Source organism: Rhodopila sp. (assembly GCF_035548095.1).
Taxonomy (GTDB): domain Bacteria; phylum Pseudomonadota; class Alphaproteobacteria; order Acetobacterales; family Acetobacteraceae; genus Rhodopila.
On the sequence record NZ_DASZUV010000015.1, the window covers coordinates 47061 to 69010 of the forward strand.

Below are 21950 nucleotides of genomic sequence, written 5' to 3' on the forward strand. Positions count from 1 at the left end.
CGTCATCCAATGATCGCGTCGATATCCGACGGGCTGTAGCCCAGCTCGGCCAGTACTGCGCGCGTATGCTCCCCCAACGCGGGCCAGTAGCGGTGGATATTGGGGGGCGTTTCGGAGAAGCGGGTGGGAATCGCCGGCACCACGACCGTCCCTTCGGTCGGATGCTGGTGACGTTCAAAGAAATTCGTTTCCACCAGGTAGGGATCGGTGAAGAGATCATCCAGGCCGTTGGCACGGCCACACGGGATGTCGGCTGGCCGAAGTTCCGCCAGCCACTCATCCGTGGTGCGGGATTTCATCCCCTCGGTCAGCGTCGCGTAGACCGCGTCGATATTGGCCGTCCGCGCGCTGACACTGTTGAAGCGCGGATCGTCCTTGTAATGGGGAACTCCCATTGCGTCGAACAGCTTGTTCCACTGCGCGTCGCTGTGGGCGATGACGCTGATATGGCCATCCTTCGTCTGGTACGGCCGCCGATGAGGCGTCAGCATCCGCGGGTAGCCCAGGCCGTTTTCCGGCTGATCCAATGTGCCGTGCCACAGGTGCTCGACCAGCATGAAGGACAGGATGGTCTCCATCATCGGCAGATGGATTTCCTGTCCCTGGCCCGTCCGCTCCCGATGAAACAGCGCCATCCCGATCATCGAGGCGAGATAGGACCCGGTCAGCTTGTCGACGACCACGGTGGGCAGGTAGCGTGGTGCGCCGCCCGGGCCGGCATTCAGGGCGGCGGTGCCGGAAACGCCCTGGATCAGGTCGTCGTAGGCCGGGAAATCCTGCATCGAGCTGCCTTTGCGGAACCCGCTCGCGGCCGCATAGATCAGCCTGGGGTTGCGGGCGCGCAACGTCTCGTAGTCCAGGCCGAGCCGGCTGGCGGCACCGAGGCGCATGTTGTGGACAAAGACATCGGCAGTCTCCACCAGCCGAAGCAGCGCTTCCTTGGACGCCGGTTTCTTCAGGTCCAGCACCAGGCTCCGCTTGTTGCGGTTGAGTCCGGCGAAATAGGCCGCCATCCCCGGTGAGCGGTGTGGTCCGATCTGGCGGGTGGAGTCGCCGTCCGGCGTCTCCACCTTGATGACATCCGCGCCCATGTCGCCCAATGTCTGGGAGGCGAACGGACCCAGCACCACGGTGGTCACATCGACGACGCGGATACCCTTCAGCGGGCCGGTTGGCTGCGGCACGATCCTCTCCCTTGACTGAGCAGGCGATTGAACAGGACGGGTTTTCGCGAGGCACCGGCGGCTTGGCAATCCCGCGATGCCGCCGCATTCAGTTGCCGCCGCGGTCGCGGTTCAGCAACGCCAGGGCGATGCCGACGAGTAGCAACCCCGCGCCCAGGCCAGCTCCGGCACCCCAGTATCCCCCCGCATTGCCGCCGGCATAACTGCCATAGGCCGCGCCGGCGGCCAGCAGGACGAATGGAATGAGGCAGCCGACGGCGAGCATGGATGTGTCTCCTCGCTGACAAATTGGCAACCAGTATCGCACATTCGGCGCCGGGATGGACCGTCTTGCTGTCACGTCCTGGCAGCGTGGCGTTTCGCGAAGTGGCCGGCGGGAGCCGTGCTGCGTATGGATGAGGTTTCGACGAACGGCGAGGCGAGGCAGAACGGATGGTGTCCGACGGGGCGGTTGCGGACATTGCCCAGCCGAAAGCGGCTCCGCCGCGGGCCACGCCTCGCACCGTCCTGCTGATCGTCGCCTCCGCCATGTTCATGGAACAGCTCGACGGGACGGTGCTGGCGACGGCGCTGCCGGCGATGGCGCGCAGCTTCAACGCCGATCCGTTGCACATGAACGTGGCGCTGACAGCCTATCTGCTGACGCTCGCCATGTTCATTCCCGCCAGCGGGCGGATTGCCGACCGGTTCGGCGCGCGATCCGTGTTCCGCGCGGCGATCGGGTTGTTCACGGCCGGCTCGGTCGCCTGTGCCCTGGCGCCGACGCTGTGGGCGCTGGTGCTTGCACGCATGGTGCAGGGTGCGGGCGGCGCGATGATGTCGCCGGTCGGGCGGCTGGTGATGCTGCGGGTGGTCTCGAAAGCGGAACTGGTCCGGTCGATGGCCTGGCTGATGATCCCGGCGACCATCGGCCCGATCGTCGGCCCGCCGGTCGGCGGCTTCCTGGTGACCTATCTGTCCTGGCACTGGATCTTCTACATCAACGTGCCGATCGGCGTTCTGGGCATGATCCTGGTGACCATCTTCATCGATGAGATGAAGGAGCCGGCACGCCAGAAGTTCGATCTGCGCGGGCTGGTGCTGGCCGGGTTGTCGCTGTCCTGCCTGATGTTCGGGATCGAGGTGGCCAGCCGCGGCATCGGCGCCCGATGGCTGGTTGCCGCCGTGATCGGGCTTGGGGCCGCCTCGGCGGGACTGTATGGGCTGCATGCGCGACGGGTGGAGCGGCCGATGCTGGATTTCCGGTTGCTGCGGGTCACCACGTTCCGCATGTCCTGGATGTGCGGATCGCTGTCGCGTATCGCGGTGGGGGCGATGCCGTTCCTGCTGCCGATGATGCTGCAGCTGGGCTTTGGCCTGTCTGCGGCGCAAAGCGGCATGGTCACTTTCATCGGCGCGGTCGGGTCCCTGTTGATGCGCGCTTGCGCGCCCTGGTTCCTGCGCCGGTTGGGCTTCAAGGTGGTGCTGACCTGGATCGGCGCGCTGGCGACGGTCTTGCTGGCCGCCAGCGCGGCGTTTCGGCCGTGGTGGCCGCTTCCCGTGATCTACGCCGTCTTGCTGGCCAACGGGTTCTTCCAGTCGCTGCAGTTCATGGCGTACAACACCATCGCCTATGCCGATGTGTCGCGCGAGGACATGAGCGCGGCGACCAGCTTCTATACGACGTTCCAGCAGATGGCGCTGACCTTGGGCATCGCGATATCGGCCGCGGCGCTGGCCGCATCGATGGCGGTGGCGGGCCATGGGGAGCCGCAGTTGAGTGATTTCTCGACGGCGTTCCTGTTCGTTTCGGCGGTGTCATTCCTGGCGCCGCTGTTCGCGACACGGTTGCCGCCCGAGGCGGGCGAGGAATTGTCGGGGCATCGCCGGTAGGGCACGGCGAGCCAGGGATCCGTCGGCGGTTGCGTGCTGCCGAAGGTACCGTTCAGCGCGCCGCCGCCTTTCGATGGGCAAACGAAAATGCTACTCCGCCGGGCGACGTACGCCCGCGCCTACAACCCCAGCGTCTCGACCACGTCGCCGTGCAGGCCGGCGATCTGCCCCTGCACGAAATCCAGGAACGGAGACAGCTTGTCGGCGCCGAGTTGCAGCACATTCGGATAGGTCATGGCGGCGTTCAGATCCTCCAGCCGCTCCAGCGCCTTGGACAGCCGCCGCAACCCATACCGGGTCCGCAACTGTGTCATGTGCCACCCGATCTGCCCCAGGTTCAGTCCAACGGAACGGGGGAAAGCCGTGTTCGCCAGCAGGAAGCCGGCGACTTCCATGGGTACGTAGCCGTTTGGATGCTCCCGCCGATAGGCGTGATATCCCGCCGCGGCGCGCAGCAGCGCATTCCAGTGCCCGGCATCCAGATCCGCGTCACTGGCGGTGAATTGCGGTGCCAGTGAATGAAAGCGCGTGTCCAGCAGCCGTGTTGTCTGATCGGCCCGTTCAAGCGACCGGCCGATCATGTAGAAATGCCAGGCCTGGTCGCGGTAGAACGTGCCCTCCGTCACGCCGGTATGCTCCTGCGTGCCTTCCTTCAGCGTCGCGCAGACATTGGTGAAATGATCCGCGGTGATCGAGGACGGGGTCAGCGCCTTGATGTAGCCGTGGAATACATTGATTTGCAGCCACATCTCGGTGGAGATCAATGCCCGCAGGGTCCGCGCGTTCTCGCGCGCGCAGGCGATGCAGGACTGGACGGAGCTGGGGTTCTCGCTGTCCAGCAGATAGAATTCGCCCACGCTGCGCTGTGTCGCCTGCGGATGCTTCCTGGTGAACTCCCGCAGGTCGCCGTTGATGCGCGGAATCGACAGCCAGTTCTGCGTATCGTCGGCATCGCGCGCGAAGGTATTGGTCACGTCCAGGATACGGGCCGTGTTCTCGATCCGCTCCATGTAGCGCGCCAGCCATAGCGTCGATTCCGCGTGCCGCGCGATCAGGTGGATGGCGCGCTGTTTCGGCAGGGTATCCATCAGGCCAGCACCCACGTATCCTTGGACCCGCCGCCTTGCGACGAGTTCACCACCAGCGTCCCCGCCCGCAGGGCAACGCGTGTCAACCCGCCGGGCAGTACCCAGGTGTCCTTGCCGGTGACGGCGAAGGGCCGCAGATCGATATGCCGCGGCCGCACGCCGTCCTCGGTCAGAGTGGGGGAGACCGACAGCTTCAGCGTCGGCTGGCTGATATAGTTCGACGGATCGGCCTTCAGCAGCGTCCGGAATTCCTCCAGTTGCGCCTTGCTGGCGTGCGGGCCGATCAGCAGGCCATAGCCGCCGGACTCGGCCACCGGCTTCACCACCAGTTCATGCAGATGGTCCAGCGTATAGGCCAGCGCGTCCGGTTCGGCGCAGATCCGCGTATCGACGTTCGGCAGGATCGGCTCTTCCGACAGGTAGTATTTGATGATGCGCGGCATATAGGCATAGATCGCCTTGTCGTCCGCGACGCCGGTGCCGACAGCATTGGCAATGGCCACATTGCCCTTGCGCCAGGCCTCGATCAGTCCGCGCACACCCAGCATGCTGTCCGGGTTGAACATGTCGGGGTCCAGGAAATCATCGCCGATGCGCCGGTAGATCGTGTGCACCGGCGCCTGTCCGGCGGTGGTATGCATCCAGACCTTGCCGTTCTCCACGGTCAGATCGCGGCCTTCCACCAGCGGAATGCCCATCTCCCGCGCCAGGAAAACGTGCTCGAAATAGGCCGAGTTGAAGATACCGGGCGACAGCACCACCACCTGGGGATCGGCCACGCCCGCAGGCGCGATGTCAGCCATCGCATTGTGCAGGCGCAGCCCGTACTCATCCACGCTGCGGACCCGCAGGCCGGTCATCAGGTCGGAGAATACCCGCATGCTCATGTGCCGGTTCTCGACCACATAGGCCACGCCGGAGGGGGTCCTGGCATTGTCCTCCAGCACGCGGAAGGTGCCCTCTTCGTCGCGCACGATATCGGTGCCGCAGATATGGACATAAGTATTGAACGGTACGTCGAAGCCGACCATGGCCTCGCAATAGCCGGAATTCCCCAGCACCAGCTGCTCGGGGACGATCCCGTCCTTCAGGATTGTCCGCTCGTGATAGATATCGTACAGGAACATGTTCAGCGCCCGTACACGTTGGATCACCCCGGTTTCCAGCTGTGCCCATTCCTGTGCCGTGATCACCCTGGGAATCAGGTCGAAAGGCAGGATGCGGTCGATCGCCGTCGCGTCCGAATAGACGGTGAAGGTGATGCCGCGTTCCAGCAAGTCCCGCTCCGCCTCGGTGGCGCGCTGGCGCAGCGACTCGATCGGGAGCGCGGCGAGGCGGGAGAGCAACAGGGTCAGTGACGGGTCGGGGTCGGAGCCCTGCCGCAGCATCTCACAGAAGAAGGGACCGGGATCGTATCCTTGCATCACCCCGTGCGGTTGCAGCGACGACTGGCTCTGCGACTGGCTCGCCCCGACCGCCATGCGGCTCTCCATATTGCACCGCACGATGATGACTTCAAACGATCGGCGGGGGAAGCCGATTTGTCGCCGGATTGGATGACGCGCGGTTCGCTTGTCGCGTCGGATGACGCGCGGTTCGCTTGTCGCGTCGGATGACGCGGGTTGGCGCGTCCAGGCTTTGCCCCGACCCCGCTCGGGCGCTATCCATCGCCACCCATTCGCCGGAGGCCGAAGGTGACAGACCCAGCCCACGCCGCGCCAACCCGCGCTACCTTGGCGCCCGCTCAGCAAGCCGCCATCGCCGAGGCGCGATCGGCCATCCAGCCGACCATCCGCCCGACCGTTCCGGCGCTGGAGGCGATGCTGCACCAGCCCGTCCATGTGCTGGACCATGGCTTCGTCCGGGTGATCGATTACATGGGCGACGATGCCGCGATCGTGCAGGCCGCTCGCGTGTCCTACGGCCGCGGCACGAAACGGGTGCAGGAGGATACCGGCCTGATCCGCTACCTGATGCGACACCGGCACACGACGCCGTTCGAGATGTGTGAGATCAAATTCCACGTCAAGCTGCCGATTTTCGTGGCCCGGCAATGGATCCGCCACCGTACTGCCAATGTGAACGAGTATTCGGCCCGCTACTCCATCCTGGACCGCGAGTTCTATATTCCGGAACAACAACAACTAGCCGCCCAGTCCACGGTCAACCGCCAGGGTCGCGGCGCTGTGCTGGAAGGAGAGGAAGCCGCGGGCGTGCTGGCGATGCTGCGCGACGATGCGGAGCGTTGCTACGCTCATTACGCGGCGATGCTGAATGAGGATGAGACCGATCCTGCCCGCCAGGGGCTGGCCCGCGAACTCGCGCGGATGAACCTGACCTTGAATACCTATACGCAGTGGTACTGGAAGACGAACCTGCACAACCTGTTCCACTTCCTGTCGCTGCGTGCCGATTCGCATGCGCAATATGAGATCCGCGTCTATGCCGAGGCGATGATGACGATGGTTGATGCCTGGGTGCCGGCGGCGGCGCAGGCCTTCCGGGATTACCGTCTGGGCGCAGTCACCCTGTCGGCGCAGATGCTGGCGGTGCTGCGGCGGATGCTGGCCGGCGAGACGGTGACGCAGGAGACCAGCGGCATGAGCAGGCGGGAATGGACGGAATTTTCCCAGTCGGTGCTGGACGCACGCGCCGCGGAACATCAGCACGGCCGGTGACCGCCGCTAAAGCATGGTAGCGGTCGGGCTGACCCTGTCATGTTTTGTCACTCTTTGATCCAAGAGCGTGATTCACACGCCGCAATACAATATGGGCCTGTCGGTCCGCCGCGCCGAGATGGTTGCCGCGGAGGCGGTGCGGGACGGTGTGCCGAAGCAGGAGATCCCGATCCGCGGATTCCGCGATACCCGTCTTCCGGTCCCCCGGGCCAGGCGTGCGGGGAAGCGCCGGGTGGAGATCATCGGGTGGAGATCATCGGGTGGAGATCATCTTGGGCTGACCGTTCCCTGGTTCCCGCACCCGATCCCCTGGACCGCCGCCGCCGCTGCCTTGTTCCCGGGGCAGGGGCGTCAGCGTGCTTGCTGATCCGCCCGCACCAGTCTAAGCACCCGCCGCACGCCGCGAACGATCCATGAGGTCGCCCATTTTGAGCGAGGAACCCGCGCCTGCCCATCCGAAGCCCAAAGCGGGGGTCGGCATGTTGCTGGCGGTCCTGGGTGTCGTCTACGGCGACATCGGCACCAGCCCGCTCTATGCGTTCAAGACCAGCCTGGTCCTGTTTGATCTGGCGAAAACCACGACCACCGAGATCATGGGGGTTCTGTCGCTGATCTTCTGGTCGCTGGTGATCATCGTCACGGTCAAATACGTGATGCTCGTCATGCGCGCGGATAACCGCGGCGAAGGTGGCATCCTGGCCCTGATGGCGCTGGCGCAGCGGGTGTCGGTCGGCCGCGGCATCAAGAGCGCGATCGCCTTCGTCGGCATCGTCGGCACCTGTCTGTTCTTCGGTGACGGTACCATCACGCCCGCAATCTCGGTCCTGTCGGCGCTGGAAGGGCTGGAGGTCTCGGCACCGGAGCTGCAGCCCTACGTGCTGCCTTTGGCCGTGATCGTGATCGCCTGCCTGTTTACCATGCAATATCATGGCACTGGCCGGGTCGGCCGGGTCTTCGGGCCCATCATGCTGATGTGGTTCACCTCGATCGGCCTGCTGGGGCTCGTTGAGATCCTGGGGCACCCTTACGTCCTGCTGGCGGTGTCCCCGGCCTATGCCGTCAATCTGGTCATTCACTACAAGGGAATGGCCTTCTTCGTTCTGGGTGCGGTCGTGCTGTGTGTCACCGGGGCCGAGGCGCTCTACGCGGACATGGGGCATTTCGGCGCCTGGCGGATACGCGTGGCCTGGACGTTCTTCGTGCTGCCCTGCCTGGTGCTGAACTATTTTGGCCAGGGTGCGCTGATGATCGACGACCCCGCGGCGATCGCGAACCCGTTCTTCCTACTTGGTCCGGACTGGTCGCATCTGCCGATGGTCGTCCTGGCCACGCTGGCCACGGTCATCGCCAGCCAGGCCGGAATCTCCGGCTCGTTTTCCCTCGCGCGCCAGTGCATGCAGCTGGGCTTTCTGCCGCGCCTGACCGTGCGCCACACTTCGACGATGGAAGAGGGGCAGATCTACGTGCCGCAGGTCAATGTGGCGCTCGCGGTCGGATCGATCCTGCTGATCCTGTCGTTCAAGACGTCGGACGCTCTGGCTTCGGCGTACGGCATCGCGGTGACCGGCACGTTCATGTGCACGGCTCTTTTGGCGACGGTGGTCTTCAGGCGGCAGTTCCGCTGGCCGCGGACCGCGGCAATCGGCGTGTTCGGCACGCTGTTCCTGATCGATACGGTCTTCTTCTCGGCCAACACCGTGAAGATCGTCGAGGGCGGATGGGTGCCGCTGGTCCTGGGCGTGTCCCTGACCGCGATGATGATGTCGTGGAAGGAGGGGCGGGAGATTCTGCTGTCCCGCTGGAAGCAGTCGAGCATGCCGCTGGCGCCGTTTCTGGCCCGGCTGCCGCAGTCCCGCATCATCCGTGTGCCGGGGCTCGCCGTCTTCATGACCAGCAACCCGGACTATGTGCCAACCTCGCTGCTACACAACCTGAAGCATAACAAGGTCCTGCATGAAAGTGTGCTGTTCGTCACCGTGCAGACCGAGGACGTGCCGGAGGTGCCGGCCGACCGCCGCGCCGAGGTATCGGAGCTGGCGCCGGGCATCCACCGCGTGATCCTGCGCTACGGCTTCATGGAAAGTCCGAACATTCCTCGCGAACTGGAGGATCTCACCGACCGGATCGGCGTTCGGGCATCGCAGGCGAGCTATTTCCTCGGCCGCGAGGTGCTGGTGCCGGGCCTGGCCCCCAAGCTGCCGTGGTGGCGGCGCATGCTGTTCCTGTTCATGGCCCGCAACGCCGTGCCGGCGACCGAATTCTTCCGGATTCCCAGCGACCGTGTGGTGGAACTGGGCGTACGGATCACGATCTGACCGGGTTGCCGCACCGCGGGGGTTGCGGATCCTGGCGGGCCGGTCTCAAGCCCCGAGCTCGCGCGCTGCCTTCAGCACCGCATCCACATGGCCGGTCACGCTCACCTTGCGCCAGGCCTTGGCGATCTTGCCCTCGGCGTCGATCAGGAACGTGCTGCGGTCGATGCCCATGTATTTGCGGCCATACATCGACTTCTCCACCCAGCATCCGTAGGCCTCGGCCACCGCGTGATCCGCATCGGAGGCGAGTGGAAAGCGCAGCGAGTACTTGTCGGCGAATGTCTCGATCGGCTTCATCTTGTCAGGCGACACGCCGATCACGTTCAGCCCCATCTTGCCCAGCGTCACGCCGGCCTCCTCGAAGGCGCAGGCCTCCTTGGTGCAGCCTGGCGTGTCCGCCTTGGGGTAGAAATACAGGATGAAGGGCTTCCCCTTCATCGCCGACAGGCTGACGGTCCGGCCGCCCGAGGCCGGCAGGGTGAAATCGGGGGCTGGATCCCCTTCCGCAATGCTCATCCGCCTGGCTCTCCCACATGGCGTACAAAGATCGCCCGCACCTGCCGGGCGATGGCCTCGAGTTTACGGAGCAGGTCGGGCATGTCCACACTTGGCACGCCGGCCCTGGCCACCGCTTCCCGCAGCAGGCACGCCGGCGCGGCCGGCAGTTCCGCCGTCGTCACCCGTCCGACCGTCAGGCGCAGGATTTCCTGGATCGTGCGCCAGACCAGGTTGGCCTGCAGCAAAATCGCCGTATCCTCCGGCGGCAGATAGCCGGCCTCGCGAAGCCGGGTCAGCGCGACCGCCGTGGTCTGGCTGCACAGTGCCGGATCGGCCGGCGCGTGAATGAGCTGCAGGACCTGGGCGATGAACTCCACATCCACCTGGCCGCCCGGTCGCAATTTCACATCCCACACACCATAGGCAGGATGATCGCGTCCCATCCGCGCCCGCATCGTGGCGGCGTCGGCTCGGATCGTCGCCGGATCGTCGCCGCGGCGGATCGCCTGGCCGATCGCTTCCGTGATCCGCGCACTCAGCTCCGGCGGCCCGGTGACGACGCGCGCCCGGGTCAGCGCCATCCGTTCCCAGGTCCAGGCATCCTGTGCGTGGTAGCGGATGAAACCGTTCAACGACACGGCGACCGGCCCTTTATTGCCGGACGGCCGCAGCCGCATATCGGTTGCGTACATCTGGCCTTCGGGTCCAGGCGCCGTCAGCGCGGCGATACAGGCATGCACGGCCCGCACGAACCACTGGCTTGCGGCCATCGGCCTGGCGCCGGTGCTTTCGGTAACATCGGGCGGGTGGTCGTAGATCAACAGCAGGTCGAGGTCGGAGCCTGCCATCATTTCCCGCCCCCCGGCCTTGCCCATGGCCACCACCGCCATGCCGCCGCCCGGCACGGTGCCATACCGTGTGCTGAAATCCGCCAGGACGCGGGGGATCAGTTCGGTGAGGGTTGCATCCGCCAGGGCCGACCTGGCCTGTCCGGATGCGTCGGCGTCCATGCGCCCTTCCAGGGTGGCGACGGACAACAGGAAGTCCTGTTCCATCACGGTACGGCGGATGATCTGGATGCTGTCCTGCAGGTCTACCGTCGTGCCGAGCCGCGACTGAAGCATCGGCAGCGGCGCCTGGCCGATGTCATTTGCGATCAGCCCTTCCAAGGCGCTCGGGTACCGCGCCAGGTGCTCCGCCAGGCGCGGTGCGGCGCCCAGCACGGTCGCCACACGTTCCAGCAGCATCGGGTTGTGCTGGAACAAGGACATCGGCTGTACACCGGATGGTAATGCGCCGATGAAGCGATCGAACCGGCGAAAGGTCTCGTCAGGATCGGCCTGTTGGCTCAGGCTTGAAAGGATGGTCGGCACCATGGTCGTCATCAGGGCGCGTGCGCGCTCCGACCGCAATGCCCTGACATGGCCGGCCAGCCAGGCCCGCACGCGTTCCACCACATGCTCCGCATCCCGGTAGCCCATCGCCTCCAGGGTGGCCACCGTTCCGGCCACGCCGTCCTGGCTGGGTCCGAAATCAAGCACCGGCCCGGACGCGGGCCCGTTCGGCAGATCCAGCTCGGGCACCCGGTCGAACAGGGTCTGGTAACGGGCGCGCACCGATGCGACACAAGCCAGGAACGCCCGCGCCAAAGCGGCAAGGTCCGGAAAGCCGAGGAAGACGGCCACACGCTCCAACTCATCGGCGGCTTTCGGGAAGGCATGCACCTGGCGGTCGTTGATCATCTGCAGCCGATGCTCGACGCGGCGCAGGAAGGTATAGGCGATCTTGAGCTCGTCGGCCGTCTCCTGCGTCATGTGTCCGGCCTGCACCAGGGCACCGGTCGCCGCGAATGTCGCGCGGACACGCACCGTTGGATCGCGGCCACCCCAGACGAGCTGGAGTGTCTGCACCAGGAATTCGATCTCCCGGATACCGCCTTCCCCCAGCTTCACGTCCCAGCCGGCCAGAAGCGCGACGGGGTCCTGTGCGTCGCCGAAGCCTCGCGTGCCGATCTTGGCGTCGATGCGGCGCTTCATGGCATGGATGTCGGCGATAGCGGCGAAGTCCAGCCCGCGGCGCCAGACGAACGGCCGCAGCGCATCCAGGAATTCCTGGCCGACCGCCAGGTCGCCGGCGATGGGACGGGCCTTGATCATCGCCGCCCGTTCCCAGTTCTGTGCCAGACTCTCATAGTAGGTCATCGCCGAATCGAAGGCGATCGCCAGCGGAGTCGCCGCGGGATCGGGGCGCAGCCGCAGGTCCGTCCGGAACACATAGCCCCCGGCATCACGATCGGCCATGAGCGACACGAGGTCGCGCGTCATGCGCACGGCCAGGCGGCTGATCCCGTCGGGCGGCGTCACGGAAAACGCCGGCGCCGTGGGATCATAGATCACGATCAGATCGATATCGGACGAATAATTCAGCTCCCAGGCGCCCAGTTTTCCCATGGCCAGGATGGTGATGCCGCAGCCGGTTTCCGGATCGGCGGGATCCGGCAGCCGCACCTGGCCGGCCGCATGGGCCTGCACATACAGATGACGCATCGACAGCGACAGGGCCTCCTGCGCCAGGTCGGACAACGCTCGGGTGACCCGCTCCAGCGGCCACAGGCCGCCGATATCGGCGATGCCGGTGCACAGCGCCACGATGCGCTTCGCCTGCCGCAAGGCGCTCGCGACCGCTGGGCGAGGGCTGTCGGCCGGCAGGGTTCGCAGCGCCGCCAGCGCGTTGTCGACCACCGGGTCCGGACCCACCTCCACCAGGCTTGCCACCGCGGGAAATTCGCGGATTGCCAGATCGGCGAGATACGGACTATTCCCGCCCAGCGACCGAATCATTGCCAGGAAGGCTGGATCATTCAGCAGTTCGCGATGGGCGGGTTCCAGTTCGCTGACCCGTTCCACCAACAGGTCGGCGGCTTTTGCATCGTAAGGGCCGGGCCATTGCTGTGGCAGTGTGAAGACCGTGGGTGGCATCGCGGAAGAGTCTCCAGATGATTCGTCGCACAGGCCGGGTCGTCGTCCGGCACTGTACCTGGCTGCTTCATTATCTTATCGTGGCGCTGATCGGCGTATCGTTTGCGATCGTGATCGGCCTGACCGCGCTGACGCTCCGCCTGTCCACCGGGTCGATCGACCTGACCTGGATCGCGGCGTTGTACGGCAACAGCATCCAGGTGACCCGCGGCGGCGTCCATCTGTCGTTTGACCGCGCCCTTCTGGGTTGGGAGGGTTTTCAGCACGGCGTCGGCGTGCCGCTTGATATTCGTCTGACCCAGGTCCGGGTCACGGACGCCGAAGCGCATGTGCTGGCCAGCGCGGATCATGCCTACCTTGCCGTCGCGCTGGGGCCGTTGATGCTGGGTCGATTCGTGCCGCACGCGATCGACCTGGAGGATGGGGACATCGCGCTGATCCGAGACCGCGAGGGCTCGCCGGATCTCCGCCTCTCATCCGAGCTGGATGCCGATGCGCCGGAGGTGCCGCGGCGGCTCGCGGCTGACCGGCGAAGCATTCGGGACATGCTCTTCGGGTCCGACTTGCTGAGCCAGCTGGACCATGTCCGGCTGCGGAATTTCCGGCTGGGTCTGCGCGGCGGCGCGCCCGCCACAAACTGGCATGCGGATATTCGTGACCTGCTGCTGCAGCGGCAACCCGGTGGCGAAATCGCCGGATCGGCTCATGTGCCGCTGACGCTCGGCGACCGGACCGCGGATCTGGCATTGCACGTCAACCTGCCGCGCAACGGCATAGGGGATATCGGGGCGAGCCTCGGTCCGATCGAAGCCGCCGCGGTGGCGGATATATTTCCCGCCCTGTCATTCCTGTCGGCGGTGGAGGCGCCCGCCACAACCGATGTGACCTTGCGGCTGGATCACGAGCTCGCCTTCCTCGGCGGCTCCGCGACGGTGTCGCTTGGATCGGGCCGCGTTTCGATCGCCCGGGCAAGCCTGCTGATCGGCGGCGGAATCCTGCACATCCACGCCGTGCCGGAGCGCGTGGTGATCGATGATGCCAGCCTGCGCGTCTGGGCCAGCAGGCAGAATGCCACGACCACGGTCTCGCTCAAGGGCACGATCGACCGCATGGGCGAGCGGGTCAGCGCGTCGGTCACCGCCGGCCTCGAAAATCTGGACGTCGCGGATCTTGCGGACTTCTGGCCGGGGGACGTCGCGCGTGGCGCACGCAGCTGGGTCGTTGAGAATGTAACGGCGGGCCTGGTGCCGCGCGCGACAGCGGCATTGGTGGCCGAGGGCGATGCCGACCTGAAGGACGTCACGGTGACCAAGGCGACCGCGGATGTGGACGCCACCAATGTCACGTTGACCTGGTTGGACCAGATGCCGCCGATCGAGCACGCGCAGGTGCACCTGCATCTGGCCAATCCGGACAAGCTCGTCATTACGATGCCGAGCGGGCGTCAGCGCATCCGCGGGGGCGCCGAGCTGGCGATCCGCGACGGGGAGATGGAAATCACCGGCCTGTCCGTGCCTGACCAGTCTGCGAGGATCACCCTTGGTGTCGACGGCCCGATCACCAGCTCACTGGCGCTGCTGCGCGAACCGCGGCTGAAGATCCTGAGCAAGCATCCGATCGACCTGCAGGATCCATCCGGTACGGCCTCGACGAATGTGTCGCTGGCGTTCCCGCTGGATAGCAAGCTGCAAGCAGAGCAGGTGGAGTTTCATGTCACCTCGCGTCTGGAGAAGGTGCGTGTGGCACGTCTGGTCGCCGGTCGCGATCTGACGGATGGTACCCTCGACCTCACCGCGGATCCCGGCGGGCTCACCCTTAAAGGGCAGGCCGTGCTGGCTGGCATTTCGTTGACCGCCGACGGGTTCTTTGATTTCAACAGCGGCCCGCCGACGCAAGTCCTGCAGCGCGTGAATGCGACGGCCCGACCGACCGCCGCGCAACTCGCCGCCGCCGGGTTTCCGGTCGATGCCTACGTAACCTCCGGTGACGTGCCCCTGACCGTGGCGCTGACGGAACGCCGGAATGGTGACGGCAATGTCGCCATAACCGCCGATCTGGGCAGTGCGGCGATGCAGGTCAGACCGCTGGGCTGGAGCAAGCCGGCGTCGGCGCCGGGCAAGGCATCTGCCACGCTGGTTCTGACGCACGACGTGCTGAAGGCGGTCCGGGATATCACCGCGGATTCGCGCGACCTCGCGATCGCGGCCAACGCCGACATCGTCGACGGGTCGGTCCGGACATTGACGCTCAACCGCGCGAGGATCGGTCGCACTGATACGCGGGGCACGATCCGCCTTCCCGCGCGCGGGTCGACCGAGGTGACACTGACCGGCGGAACGCTGGACCTGGCGCCGGAACTGGAACGCCCGTCGGAGCCCGGCCGGCCACGCAATACGGATGTGCCCGACCTGATCATCCGGGCGCGTCTCGACCGTGTGATCCTGGCGCGGAACATCACCGCGAACGGCGCATCCATCCAGGCCACGACCCAGGATTCCCAACTCCGCGGGCTGGATGCCTCCGCGACCTTGTCGCCCGGCGCACCCTTCCAGGCTCGGATCACACAGTCGGGCGCCAATCGGCGGTTGAGCGTACAGACCGCGGATGCCGGCAGCCTGCTGCAGGGGCTGGCGCTGACCAGTTCCGTCCGCGGCGGGCGCCTGCAAATCAACGGCGAATACGATGATCGGCTGCCCACCCGCCCGTTGAGCGGCCAGGCCCAGATCGATGACGCAAGGCTGGAGAACGTCCCGCTGCTGGGACGGATTCTCCAGGCCGCCACCCTCTACGGCGTGGCCGATCTGTTGAACGGTCCTGGCATGGGCGTATCCCGGATCATCGTGCCATTCCGATATGAACGGACGCAGCTGAGCATCAACGAGGCGCGGATGTTCTCCAGCTCGCTGGGATTGACCGCGCAGGGTGTCGTGGATATCGGCGCCGGGCGCATGAACCTGACCGGCACGGTCGTCCCCGCCTATGTGTTGAATTCAGCGCTGGGGCGCATTCCTTTCGTCGGGCGGATATTCAGCGCCGAGAAGGGCGGTGGATTGTTCGCTGTCCGCTATACGGTGGTGGGACCGTTCGGGGATGCGTCCATCTCCGTCAACCCGTTGAGCGTGCTGACCCCTGGCTTCCTGCGCGGTCTGTTCGACGGTGGCGGTTAGGCGCCCCACCAAGGTCGATCCCTGTCGCCAGACCGGCTTGTCTCCGTCCGATCGACACTCCGACCGATCGAGGGCGGTCCAGGAGACGCTACATGGTGGCACCCAGTACCCACGGCGCGAACTCGGCTGCGCCGAAGTCGAACTGCTCGCTCTTGGTCCGTTCGCCGGATGCGACCCGCAGGATCAGGTCGAAAATCCGCTGTCCGCATTCCTGCACCGTCTCGTCGCCATCCAGGATCGTGCCGCAGTTCACGTCCATGTCGTCCTCGATGTGCCGATACATGGGCGTATTGGTTGCCAGCTTGATGGAGGGGGCCGGCTTGCAGCCGAACACGCTGCCGCGGCCGGTTGTGAAGCATACCAGGTTTGCACCCCCCGCGACCTGGCCGGTCGCCGCGACGGGGTCGTAGCCAGGCGTGTCCATGAACACGAAGCCGCGCGCCTTCACCTCTTCCGCGTAGCCGACCACATCGACAAGGTTGGTGCTGCCGGCCTTCGCCATGGCACCCAGCGACTTTTCCAGGATGGTGGTCAGGCCGCCGGCCTTGTTGCCGGGTGACGGGTTGGCGTTCATTTCGGCGCCCTCGCGCCTCGTATAATCCTCCCACCACGCCATCAGGTCGACCAGCTTCCCGCCAACCGCGGGAGAGATCGCGCGCCGGGTCAGCAAATGCTCGGCGCCGTAGGTCTCCGGTGTCTCCGACAGGATCACCGTGCCGCCGTGACGCACCAGCAAATCACTGGCGGCGCCCAGGGCGGGATTGGCCGATACGCCGGAATACCCGTCGGAGCCGCCGCACTGCAATGCCACGGTCAGGTGGCTGGCGGGCACGGTCTCACGCGATGCCTGGTTGGCCTCGGCCAGTACCTCCTTTACGAAATCCACGCCGGCGGCGACGGTCTTGCGGGAGCCGCCCATCGTCTGAATGTCCATCCCGCGCAGGCGGCCGGCCAGGCGCTGCTCCTCCATCAGGCCGCCGATCTGGTTCACCTCGCACCCGAGGCCGAGGACGATCACGTGCGAGAAATTCGGATGCCGCGCGTAGCCGGCCAAGGTGCGGCGCAGAACGCGCAGCGGCTCATCCTGCGTCATGCCGCAGCCGGTCTTGTGGGTCAGCGCGACGACGCCATCGACATTCGGGTAGGCCGCCAGCGGGTCGTCGCCGGTGAACGGGTTCCGGCGAAACATGTCGGCGACGACGCTGGCGACATGGGCGGAACAATTCACGCTGGTCAGGATGCCGATATAGTTGCGCGTCGCGACCCGGCCATCGGGGCGCACAATGCCCTGGAAGGTGGCCGGTGGATCGAACATCGCCGTCGGCTTCCGGTCCACGCCGTACGCATAATCCTTGGCGAAATCCCCCATTTCACAGTTCTGCACATGTACGTGCTCACCCGGCACGATATCGGCCGAGGCAAAGCCGATGATCTGGCCATAGCGGCGGATCGGCTCCCCCTTGGCGATGTGTCGCACGGCGACCTTGTGTCCGGCGGGAATTCGCTGGGTAGCCGCCAGGTTGTCGCCGATCGGTGCGCCGGGCAGCAGGGCGGCGCGGGCGATCACCACGCTGTCGTCGGGATGGAGCCGGATCACGGGCGGCGGAGCCATGGCGGATGTCTCTCTTGCAGGTGATGTCTCTCTCTTGCAGGTACCGGCGGCGCCAGCCTCCGACGCCGCCGGTTGCCAGGTCGGTGACCTAGTTGGCGGCGTCTCCGGCTGCCTTACGGGTCGCCTGCACCGCCTCGCGAGCCGCCTTCGCCATCAGGCCGGAATCGTTGGCGATGGTCGTCAGCTGGAAGCCCATCTGGATCATCCGCGCGGCATAGGCCGCGGAGCCGTTATGCAGGCCGGCGAACTTGCCGTGCTTCCTGCAGGCCGCCAGCAGCTTTTCATAGATGCCCAGGATCACCGGCTCCTCACGGTCCAGGATCGGGATCATGCCCAGCGACAGGCCCATGTCGGACGGGCCGATATAAATGCCGCTGATCCCGGGGACCGAGAGGATCTCCTCGATATTGTCGATGCCGGCCTGGGTCTCGATCATCGGGATCACCAGGATCTCGTTGTTCGCCGTGGCCTGGTAGCTGCTGGCCTCACCATACATGGCGGCGCGGATCGGGCCGTTGGAGCGCTTGCCCAGCGGCGGGTACATGCACGCATCGGCCAGGGCCTTGGCCTCCGCGGCGTTGTTGACCATCGGGCAGATCACGCCCATGGCGCCGCCATCCAGCACCTTGCCGATGATGCCCGGCTCATTCCACGGCACGCGCACCATCGGGGTCACAGGGTGCGCCTGCATTGCCTGGAAGCACTGCACCATCGACTGGTAGTCCTGGACACCGTGCTGCATGTCGACGGTCACGCTGTCCCAGCCGCACTGCGCCATGACTTCTGCCGAAAATCCCGATGGGATCGCTAACCAGCCGTTGACGGCCGCCTTGCCCGCGGCCAGCCGCGCCTTGAGCTTGTTGGACATTTGAAGGTTTCCTCACTCTTCAGGAATCGAGGCGCGACGCTAGGCGCCGTCCCACGGGCGGTCAATGGTTCGGCAGACTGTGTCCGACCCGCCGGAACCCGCCGTGGCGGACCCGCGCGGCGTGGCTACAGACCCATCGCTCGGCGCATGAACATCCGCTTCAGCGGACGCGCGCGGTCCACCGCGGCAATGCCGACATCGCGTGCCAGCCGCAACACCGGATTGTCGTTGCTGAACAACCGGTCGAGCTGGTCTGTCAGCCCCAGCATCAGCAGGATGTCGATCTGGCGCGCGCGCTGGTAGCGCTTCAGCACATCCTCGCCGCCCAGGTCCTGTTCGGCCCTGGCCGCGGCAACCAGCAGGTCGCCCAGCGCGATGGCGTCCTGGAAGCCCAGGTTGAGCCCCTGTCCGGCGATCGGATGAATGCCGTGCGCGGCATCCCCCACCAGCACCAGGCGGGTGTCCGTGTAGCGATGGGCCAGCATGGCCGACAGTTTATAGGTCCAGCGGCGGCCGACCGGCTGAACGCGTCCCAGGTGATCGCCCAGGCGTCGCTGGATCTCGCGGGCAAACCGAGCGTCATCCAGTGCCATGATCATCGCGGCGCGGGCATCCGCCTCGCTCCAGACGATGGCGGAGACATGTGGCGCGCCGCCGGGCAGGGCATCCGCGCTGGGACCCATCGGCAGGCTGGCGAACGGGCCGGCCGGCAGGAAATGCTCCAGCGCCAGGTCATGATGCGGCCGTTCATGGGCGACGGCGCAGACGATGCCGCTCTGGCCATACGGCAGGCGCGTGACCGGAATCCCCGCCTGCTCGCGCAGCGGGGATTGCCGGCCCTCGGCCGCGACGATCAGCTCGCTATGGATTTCCGTGCCGTCCGCCAGCTGCACGGTCACCCGATCGGCCCCGCGTTCGACCGTTGCCTCGGCCGGGGCGAACAGGTGCAGCGCCGGGTGCCGCGGGAAAGCGGCGTTCAGGGCGATGCGCAGCGACCGCGCCTCGATCATCCAGCCGAACGCGGCGGCATCCTCCCCGGCGTCGCGGGAGTCGAAGTGCAGGTGCAACCGGGAGGCCGGGCGGCCGACCTTTCCGTCGGTGACCCGGATATGGCGGATCGGGTGGGGCGGGACAGGCAGGATGTCCCACAGGCCGGCATGTTCCAGCAAGGTCCGGCTGCCGGCGGCGATCGCATAGGCGCGGCCGTCGAAGGCAGGGTGCTCCATCGGCGGCAAGGCCGCCTTGTCGACCACGGCGACGGACAGGCCCGCGCTGGCCAGCCGACAGGCCAGGCTGCCGCCGACCGGGCCCGCGCCCATGATGCAGACCTGGACGCACAGCGGCGATGCCACGATCAGCCCCCGGCCTTTGCGGAACCGGCCTTGCTCCAGGCGGAGGGAGGTGGCGGCGCGCCCTCTGCCGGGTTCCACATGCCGGACTTTTTCAGCGCGTCGGCAACTTCCTTGGGCATGTAGTTCTCATCGTGCTTGGCCAGCACCTCGGAAGCCTTGAACGTGCCGTCGGGCTGCATCGCGCCCATGGCCACCACACCCTGGCCCTCCCGGAACAGGTCGGGCAGCAGGCCACGATAGGTCACCGGGACGCTCGCGGAGCCATCGGTGATGCGGAAATGTGCGGTGGGGTCGCCGGCGGACGATCGCCGCAGCGTGCCTGCTTCGACCAGGCCGCCCAGACGGACGGAGCGCGTGCCGGGGTTTTCCTTGGCCAGATCGGACGGAGTGACGAAAAAGACCAGGTTGTCGCTGAACGCGGCCAGGCTGAGCGCGGTGGCGGTACCGACGCCCAGGCCACAGACCAGCAGCAAGGCCAGGCGGCGGCTCTTGCGCGTCATTCTCCCCCTCCATGCGCCAGGCGGCGGTTCTGACGCGGGTCGATTGCGGCAAGGCGGCGCGTCGCCAAGCGTAGCCGTGCCACAGCCGCCAGGGTGAAGGCCAGCGGCACGGCAATGCCCAGGCCGTAGGCGGTTGCGACGAAGCCAAGATGGGTCACGCGAAAACGTCCTGATCGGTGGCGGCGCGCGCCATCAGTAGCGCGCGGATGCGGCGCTCCATCACCGCCGCACGCATGCGGGCGATGGACAGGGCCGCGAACAGCAATGTGTAGCCGATCGCGGTGACGAGAAGGGGCCACAGCATTGACGGCGCGATGGTCGGCGAGCCGGTCAGGCCGATCGAGGCCGGCTGGTGCAGCGTATTCCACCAGTCGACGCTGAATTTGATGATCGGCAGGTTGACCACGCCCACCAGCGCCAGGATCGCCCCCGCCTTCGCCCCGCGCGTCGGGTCATCGAAGGCGCGCACCAGGGCGATATGGCCCAGATACAGGAAGAACAGCACCAGCACGGAGGTCAGTCGCGCATCCCAGACCCACCAGGCGCCCCAGGTCGGCTTGCCCCAGAGGCTGCCGGTGGCCAGGCACAGCGCGGTGAAACCCGCCCCGACCGGCGAGATCTCGGCCGCGGCGACATCCGCCAAGGGGTGCCGCCAGACCAGTCCCATCGCGCTGCATACCGCGATCGACAGGTAACCGGCGGAGGCCAGCCACGCGGCCGGGACGTGGATATACATGATCCGCGATGTGTCGCCCTGCTGCCAGTCGGCGGGGGCGAAGGCGAAGCCCCAGACCAGGCCGGCAAGGGTGATCAGCCACCCGCCGGCCAGCAGCCAGGGAAACACGACCTTGGACAGCCGAAGGAAACGCCCGGGGTTGGCGAAACGGTGCAGCGACCGTCCCGGCCGAACCGGCGCGGCTTGCAGGGGTGTGTCCATGGTGAGTGCCATAGCGGATCGGCCAGATGGTTGAAAGCGTGCGACCATTAACGTATCGACCCTTAACGCAGCGGTCCCGGAAACGGGTTGACCCGGCGCAAAGACGGCAGAGGTGATCGTGCCCCATTACTGGCTCGTGAAATCGGAACCGGATGCCTTTTCCTGGGACCAGCAGGTTGCCAACGGTGTCGAGCCGTGGACTGGCGTTCGCAACCATGCGGCGAAACAGAATCTGAGCGCGATGAAGAAGGGCGATCTGGCGTTCTTCTACCACTCCAATATCGGCAAGCAGATCGTCGGTGTCGTGGAGGTGGTGCGGGAGGCCTATGCCGATCCGACCGCGGACTCCGGCAACTGGGTATGCGTGGATATGAAGGCCGTGCGGCCGATGCCAAGACCGGTGACCCTGGTGGAGATCAAGGCGGATCCGGCGCTGGCGGACATGGCGCTGGTGCGGCAGTCCCGCCTGTCGGTGATGCCGGTATCGAAACAGCATTGGGACCGTATCTGCCGCATGGGCGGCCTGACCCAATGACCGGAGCCGGCAGGGCGCTGACCAGCCTGGACGCCTTGGCCGATGGCGAGGCCAAGGGGTTCGAAGGGCCACCGGGCAGCTTCATCGGCCTGGTTGCCGTCCGCCAGGGCGGCACGGTCCGCGTCTATCAGAACGCCTGCCCGCATATCGGCACGCCGCTGGACTGGACGCCTGACCGCTTTCTGTCGCCCGATCGCCGCTACCTGGTCTGTGCGACGCACGGCGCTCAGTTCACAATCGACACCGGGGAGTGTATTGCCGGCCCCTGTCGTGGCGATTTCCTGGAACGGGTCGAAGCCGTCATCCGCGACGGCATCGTCTACGTTTACGACAATACTGAACCAACCAACTGAGAGGGAGCGTACC

The 21950-nt window shown here is 66.2% G+C and carries 18 protein-coding genes; 6 read left to right on the top strand and 12 right to left on the bottom strand.

Translation table 11 applies throughout. From position 1 onward, the window contains the following. Positions 1-2: 2 nt before the first annotated feature. Together VHC04_RS12050 and VHC04_RS12055 are read right to left on the bottom strand one after the other, a co-directional pair. Positions 3-1184, bottom strand: coding sequence for a CaiB/BaiF CoA transferase family protein (locus VHC04_RS12050; protein ID WP_325681449.1), 1182 nt, complete (start codon positions 1182-1184; stop codon positions 3-5). Positions 1185-1272: 88 nt separating this feature from the next. Next, complete coding sequence (locus tag VHC04_RS12055; protein WP_325681451.1) at positions 1273-1449, bottom strand: hypothetical protein; 177 nt, start codon at positions 1447-1449, stop codon at positions 1273-1275. Between the two features lie 167 nt (positions 1450-1616). On the opposite strand from VHC04_RS12055, the gene VHC04_RS12060 reads away from it, so the two are divergent. Continuing rightward, complete coding sequence (locus tag VHC04_RS12060) at positions 1617-3056, top strand: MFS transporter (protein ID WP_325681453.1); 1440 nt, start codon at positions 1617-1619, stop codon at positions 3054-3056. 119 nt (positions 3057-3175) lie between these two features. Here VHC04_RS12060 and VHC04_RS12065 read toward each other — a convergent pair whose 3' ends face one another. Together VHC04_RS12065 and VHC04_RS12070 are read right to left on the bottom strand one after the other, a co-directional pair. After that, on the bottom strand, positions 3176-4144 hold the full coding sequence (locus VHC04_RS12065; RefSeq protein ID WP_325681455.1) for an alpha-E domain-containing protein: 969 nt from the start codon (positions 4142-4144) through the stop codon (positions 3176-3178). After that, complete coding sequence (locus VHC04_RS12070) at positions 4144-5625, bottom strand: circularly permuted type 2 ATP-grasp protein (protein WP_408903804.1); 1482 nt, start codon at positions 5623-5625, stop codon at positions 4144-4146. Before VHC04_RS12070 ends, VHC04_RS12065 begins: the two co-directional genes overlap by 1 nt. A 252-nt stretch (positions 5626-5877) precedes the next feature. Here VHC04_RS12070 and thyX point away from each other — a divergent pair, with 252 nt between their 5' ends. Together thyX and VHC04_RS12080 are read left to right on the top strand one after the other, a co-directional pair. After that, a complete protein-coding gene (gene thyX / locus VHC04_RS12075; RefSeq protein ID WP_408903810.1) occupies positions 5878-6822 on the top strand; it encodes an FAD-dependent thymidylate synthase in 945 nt (314 codons plus the stop codon). A 413-nt stretch (positions 6823-7235) separates the two neighbouring features. Beyond that, positions 7236-9137 (top strand): potassium transporter Kup, encoded by a 1902-nt coding sequence (locus VHC04_RS12080; RefSeq protein ID WP_408903805.1) that lies wholly within the window; start codon positions 7236-7238, stop codon positions 9135-9137. Positions 9138-9182: 45 nt separating this feature from the next. Here the strand turns inward: VHC04_RS12080 and bcp are convergent, their stop codons facing one another. After that, positions 9183-9653, bottom strand: coding sequence for a thioredoxin-dependent thiol peroxidase (gene bcp, locus VHC04_RS12085; RefSeq protein ID WP_325681457.1), 471 nt, complete (start codon positions 9651-9653; stop codon positions 9183-9185). Continuing rightward, entirely contained in the window at positions 9650-12613 is a 2964-nt protein-coding gene (locus tag VHC04_RS12090; protein WP_325681459.1) for a bifunctional [glutamine synthetase] adenylyltransferase/[glutamine synthetase]-adenylyl-L-tyrosine phosphorylase, read from the bottom strand. Before VHC04_RS12090 ends, bcp begins: the two co-directional genes overlap by 4 nt. Positions 12614-12630: 17 nt before the next feature. Between VHC04_RS12090 and VHC04_RS12095 the strand changes: the two genes are divergently transcribed. After that, entirely contained in the window at positions 12631-15780 is a 3150-nt protein-coding gene (locus VHC04_RS12095) for an AsmA-like C-terminal region-containing protein (RefSeq protein WP_325681461.1), read from the top strand. A gap of 88 nt (positions 15781-15868) precedes the next feature. Here VHC04_RS12095 and VHC04_RS12100 read toward each other — a convergent pair whose 3' ends face one another. From VHC04_RS12100 to VHC04_RS12125, 6 genes are all read right to left on the bottom strand, one after another. Further along, positions 15869-17392, bottom strand: coding sequence for a UxaA family hydrolase (locus VHC04_RS12100; protein WP_325681463.1), 1524 nt, complete (start codon positions 17390-17392; stop codon positions 15869-15871). An 88-nt stretch (positions 17393-17480) separates the two neighbouring features. Further along, a complete protein-coding gene (locus VHC04_RS12105; RefSeq protein ID WP_325681465.1) occupies positions 17481-18260 on the bottom strand; it encodes an HpcH/HpaI aldolase family protein in 780 nt (259 codons plus the stop codon). 125 nt (positions 18261-18385) lie between these two features. After that, the gene (locus VHC04_RS12110; protein WP_325681467.1) at positions 18386-19612 is read right to left on the bottom strand and encodes a UbiH/UbiF/VisC/COQ6 family ubiquinone biosynthesis hydroxylase; all 1227 of its coding nucleotides are present in this window, start codon (positions 19610-19612) and stop codon (positions 18386-18388) included. Positions 19613-19614: 2 nt separating this feature from the next. Further along, the gene (ccmE, locus tag VHC04_RS12115) at positions 19615-20112 is read right to left on the bottom strand and encodes a cytochrome c maturation protein CcmE (protein ID WP_325681469.1); all 498 of its coding nucleotides are present in this window, start codon (positions 20110-20112) and stop codon (positions 19615-19617) included. Continuing rightward, entirely contained in the window at positions 20109-20270 is a 162-nt protein-coding gene (locus VHC04_RS12120) for a hypothetical protein (RefSeq protein WP_325681471.1), read from the bottom strand. Before VHC04_RS12120 ends, ccmE begins: the two co-directional genes overlap by 4 nt. Beyond that, on the bottom strand, positions 20267-21037 hold the full coding sequence (locus VHC04_RS12125) for a heme ABC transporter permease (RefSeq protein ID WP_408903811.1): 771 nt from the start codon (positions 21035-21037) through the stop codon (positions 20267-20269). Before VHC04_RS12125 ends, VHC04_RS12120 begins: the two co-directional genes overlap by 4 nt. Before the next feature lie 130 nt (positions 21038-21167). On the opposite strand from VHC04_RS12125, the gene VHC04_RS12130 reads away from it, so the two are divergent. Together VHC04_RS12130 and VHC04_RS12135 are read left to right on the top strand one after the other, a co-directional pair. Further along, positions 21168-21584, top strand: a complete 417-nt coding sequence (locus tag VHC04_RS12130; protein ID WP_408903806.1) for an EVE domain-containing protein — start codon at positions 21168-21170, stop codon at positions 21582-21584. Next, on the top strand, positions 21581-21937 hold the full coding sequence (locus VHC04_RS12135) for a Rieske (2Fe-2S) protein (protein ID WP_325681475.1): 357 nt from the start codon (positions 21581-21583) through the stop codon (positions 21935-21937). Before VHC04_RS12130 ends, VHC04_RS12135 begins: the two co-directional genes overlap by 4 nt. Positions 21938-21950: the final 13 nt, after the last annotated feature.

Excerpts from the sequence above, each read along its gene's own strand:
- VHC04_RS12055 (WP_325681451.1), bottom strand. The coding sequence starts at position 1,449 with ATGCTCGCCGTCGGCTGCCTCATTCCATTCGTCCTGCTGGCCGCCGGC.
- VHC04_RS12060 (WP_325681453.1), top strand. The coding sequence starts at position 1,617 with ATGGTGTCCGACGGGGCGGTTGCGGACATTGCCCAGCCGAAAGCGGCT.
- VHC04_RS12065 (WP_325681455.1), bottom strand. The coding sequence starts at position 4,144 with ATGGATACCCTGCCGAAACAGCGCGCCATCCACCTGATCGCGCGGCAC.
- VHC04_RS12070 (WP_408903804.1), bottom strand. The coding sequence starts at position 5,625 with ATGGCGGTCGGGGCGAGCCAGTCGCAGAGCCAGTCGTCGCTGCAACCG.
- VHC04_RS12080 (WP_408903805.1), top strand. The coding sequence starts at position 7,236 with ATGAGGTCGCCCATTTTGAGCGAGGAACCCGCGCCTGCCCATCCGAAG.
- bcp (WP_325681457.1), bottom strand. The coding sequence starts at position 9,653 with ATGAGCATTGCGGAAGGGGATCCAGCCCCCGATTTCACCCTGCCGGCC.
- VHC04_RS12090 (WP_325681459.1), bottom strand. The coding sequence starts at position 12,613 with ATGCCACCCACGGTCTTCACACTGCCACAGCAATGGCCCGGCCCTTAC.
- VHC04_RS12095 (WP_325681461.1), top strand. The coding sequence starts at position 12,631 with ATGATTCGTCGCACAGGCCGGGTCGTCGTCCGGCACTGTACCTGGCTG.
- VHC04_RS12100 (WP_325681463.1), bottom strand. The coding sequence starts at position 17,392 with ATGGCTCCGCCGCCCGTGATCCGGCTCCATCCCGACGACAGCGTGGTG.
- VHC04_RS12105 (WP_325681465.1), bottom strand. The coding sequence starts at position 18,260 with ATGTCCAACAAGCTCAAGGCGCGGCTGGCCGCGGGCAAGGCGGCCGTC.
- ccmE (WP_325681469.1), bottom strand. The coding sequence starts at position 20,112 with ATGACGCGCAAGAGCCGCCGCCTGGCCTTGCTGCTGGTCTGTGGCCTG.
- VHC04_RS12135 (WP_325681475.1), top strand. The coding sequence starts at position 21,581 with ATGACCGGAGCCGGCAGGGCGCTGACCAGCCTGGACGCCTTGGCCGAT.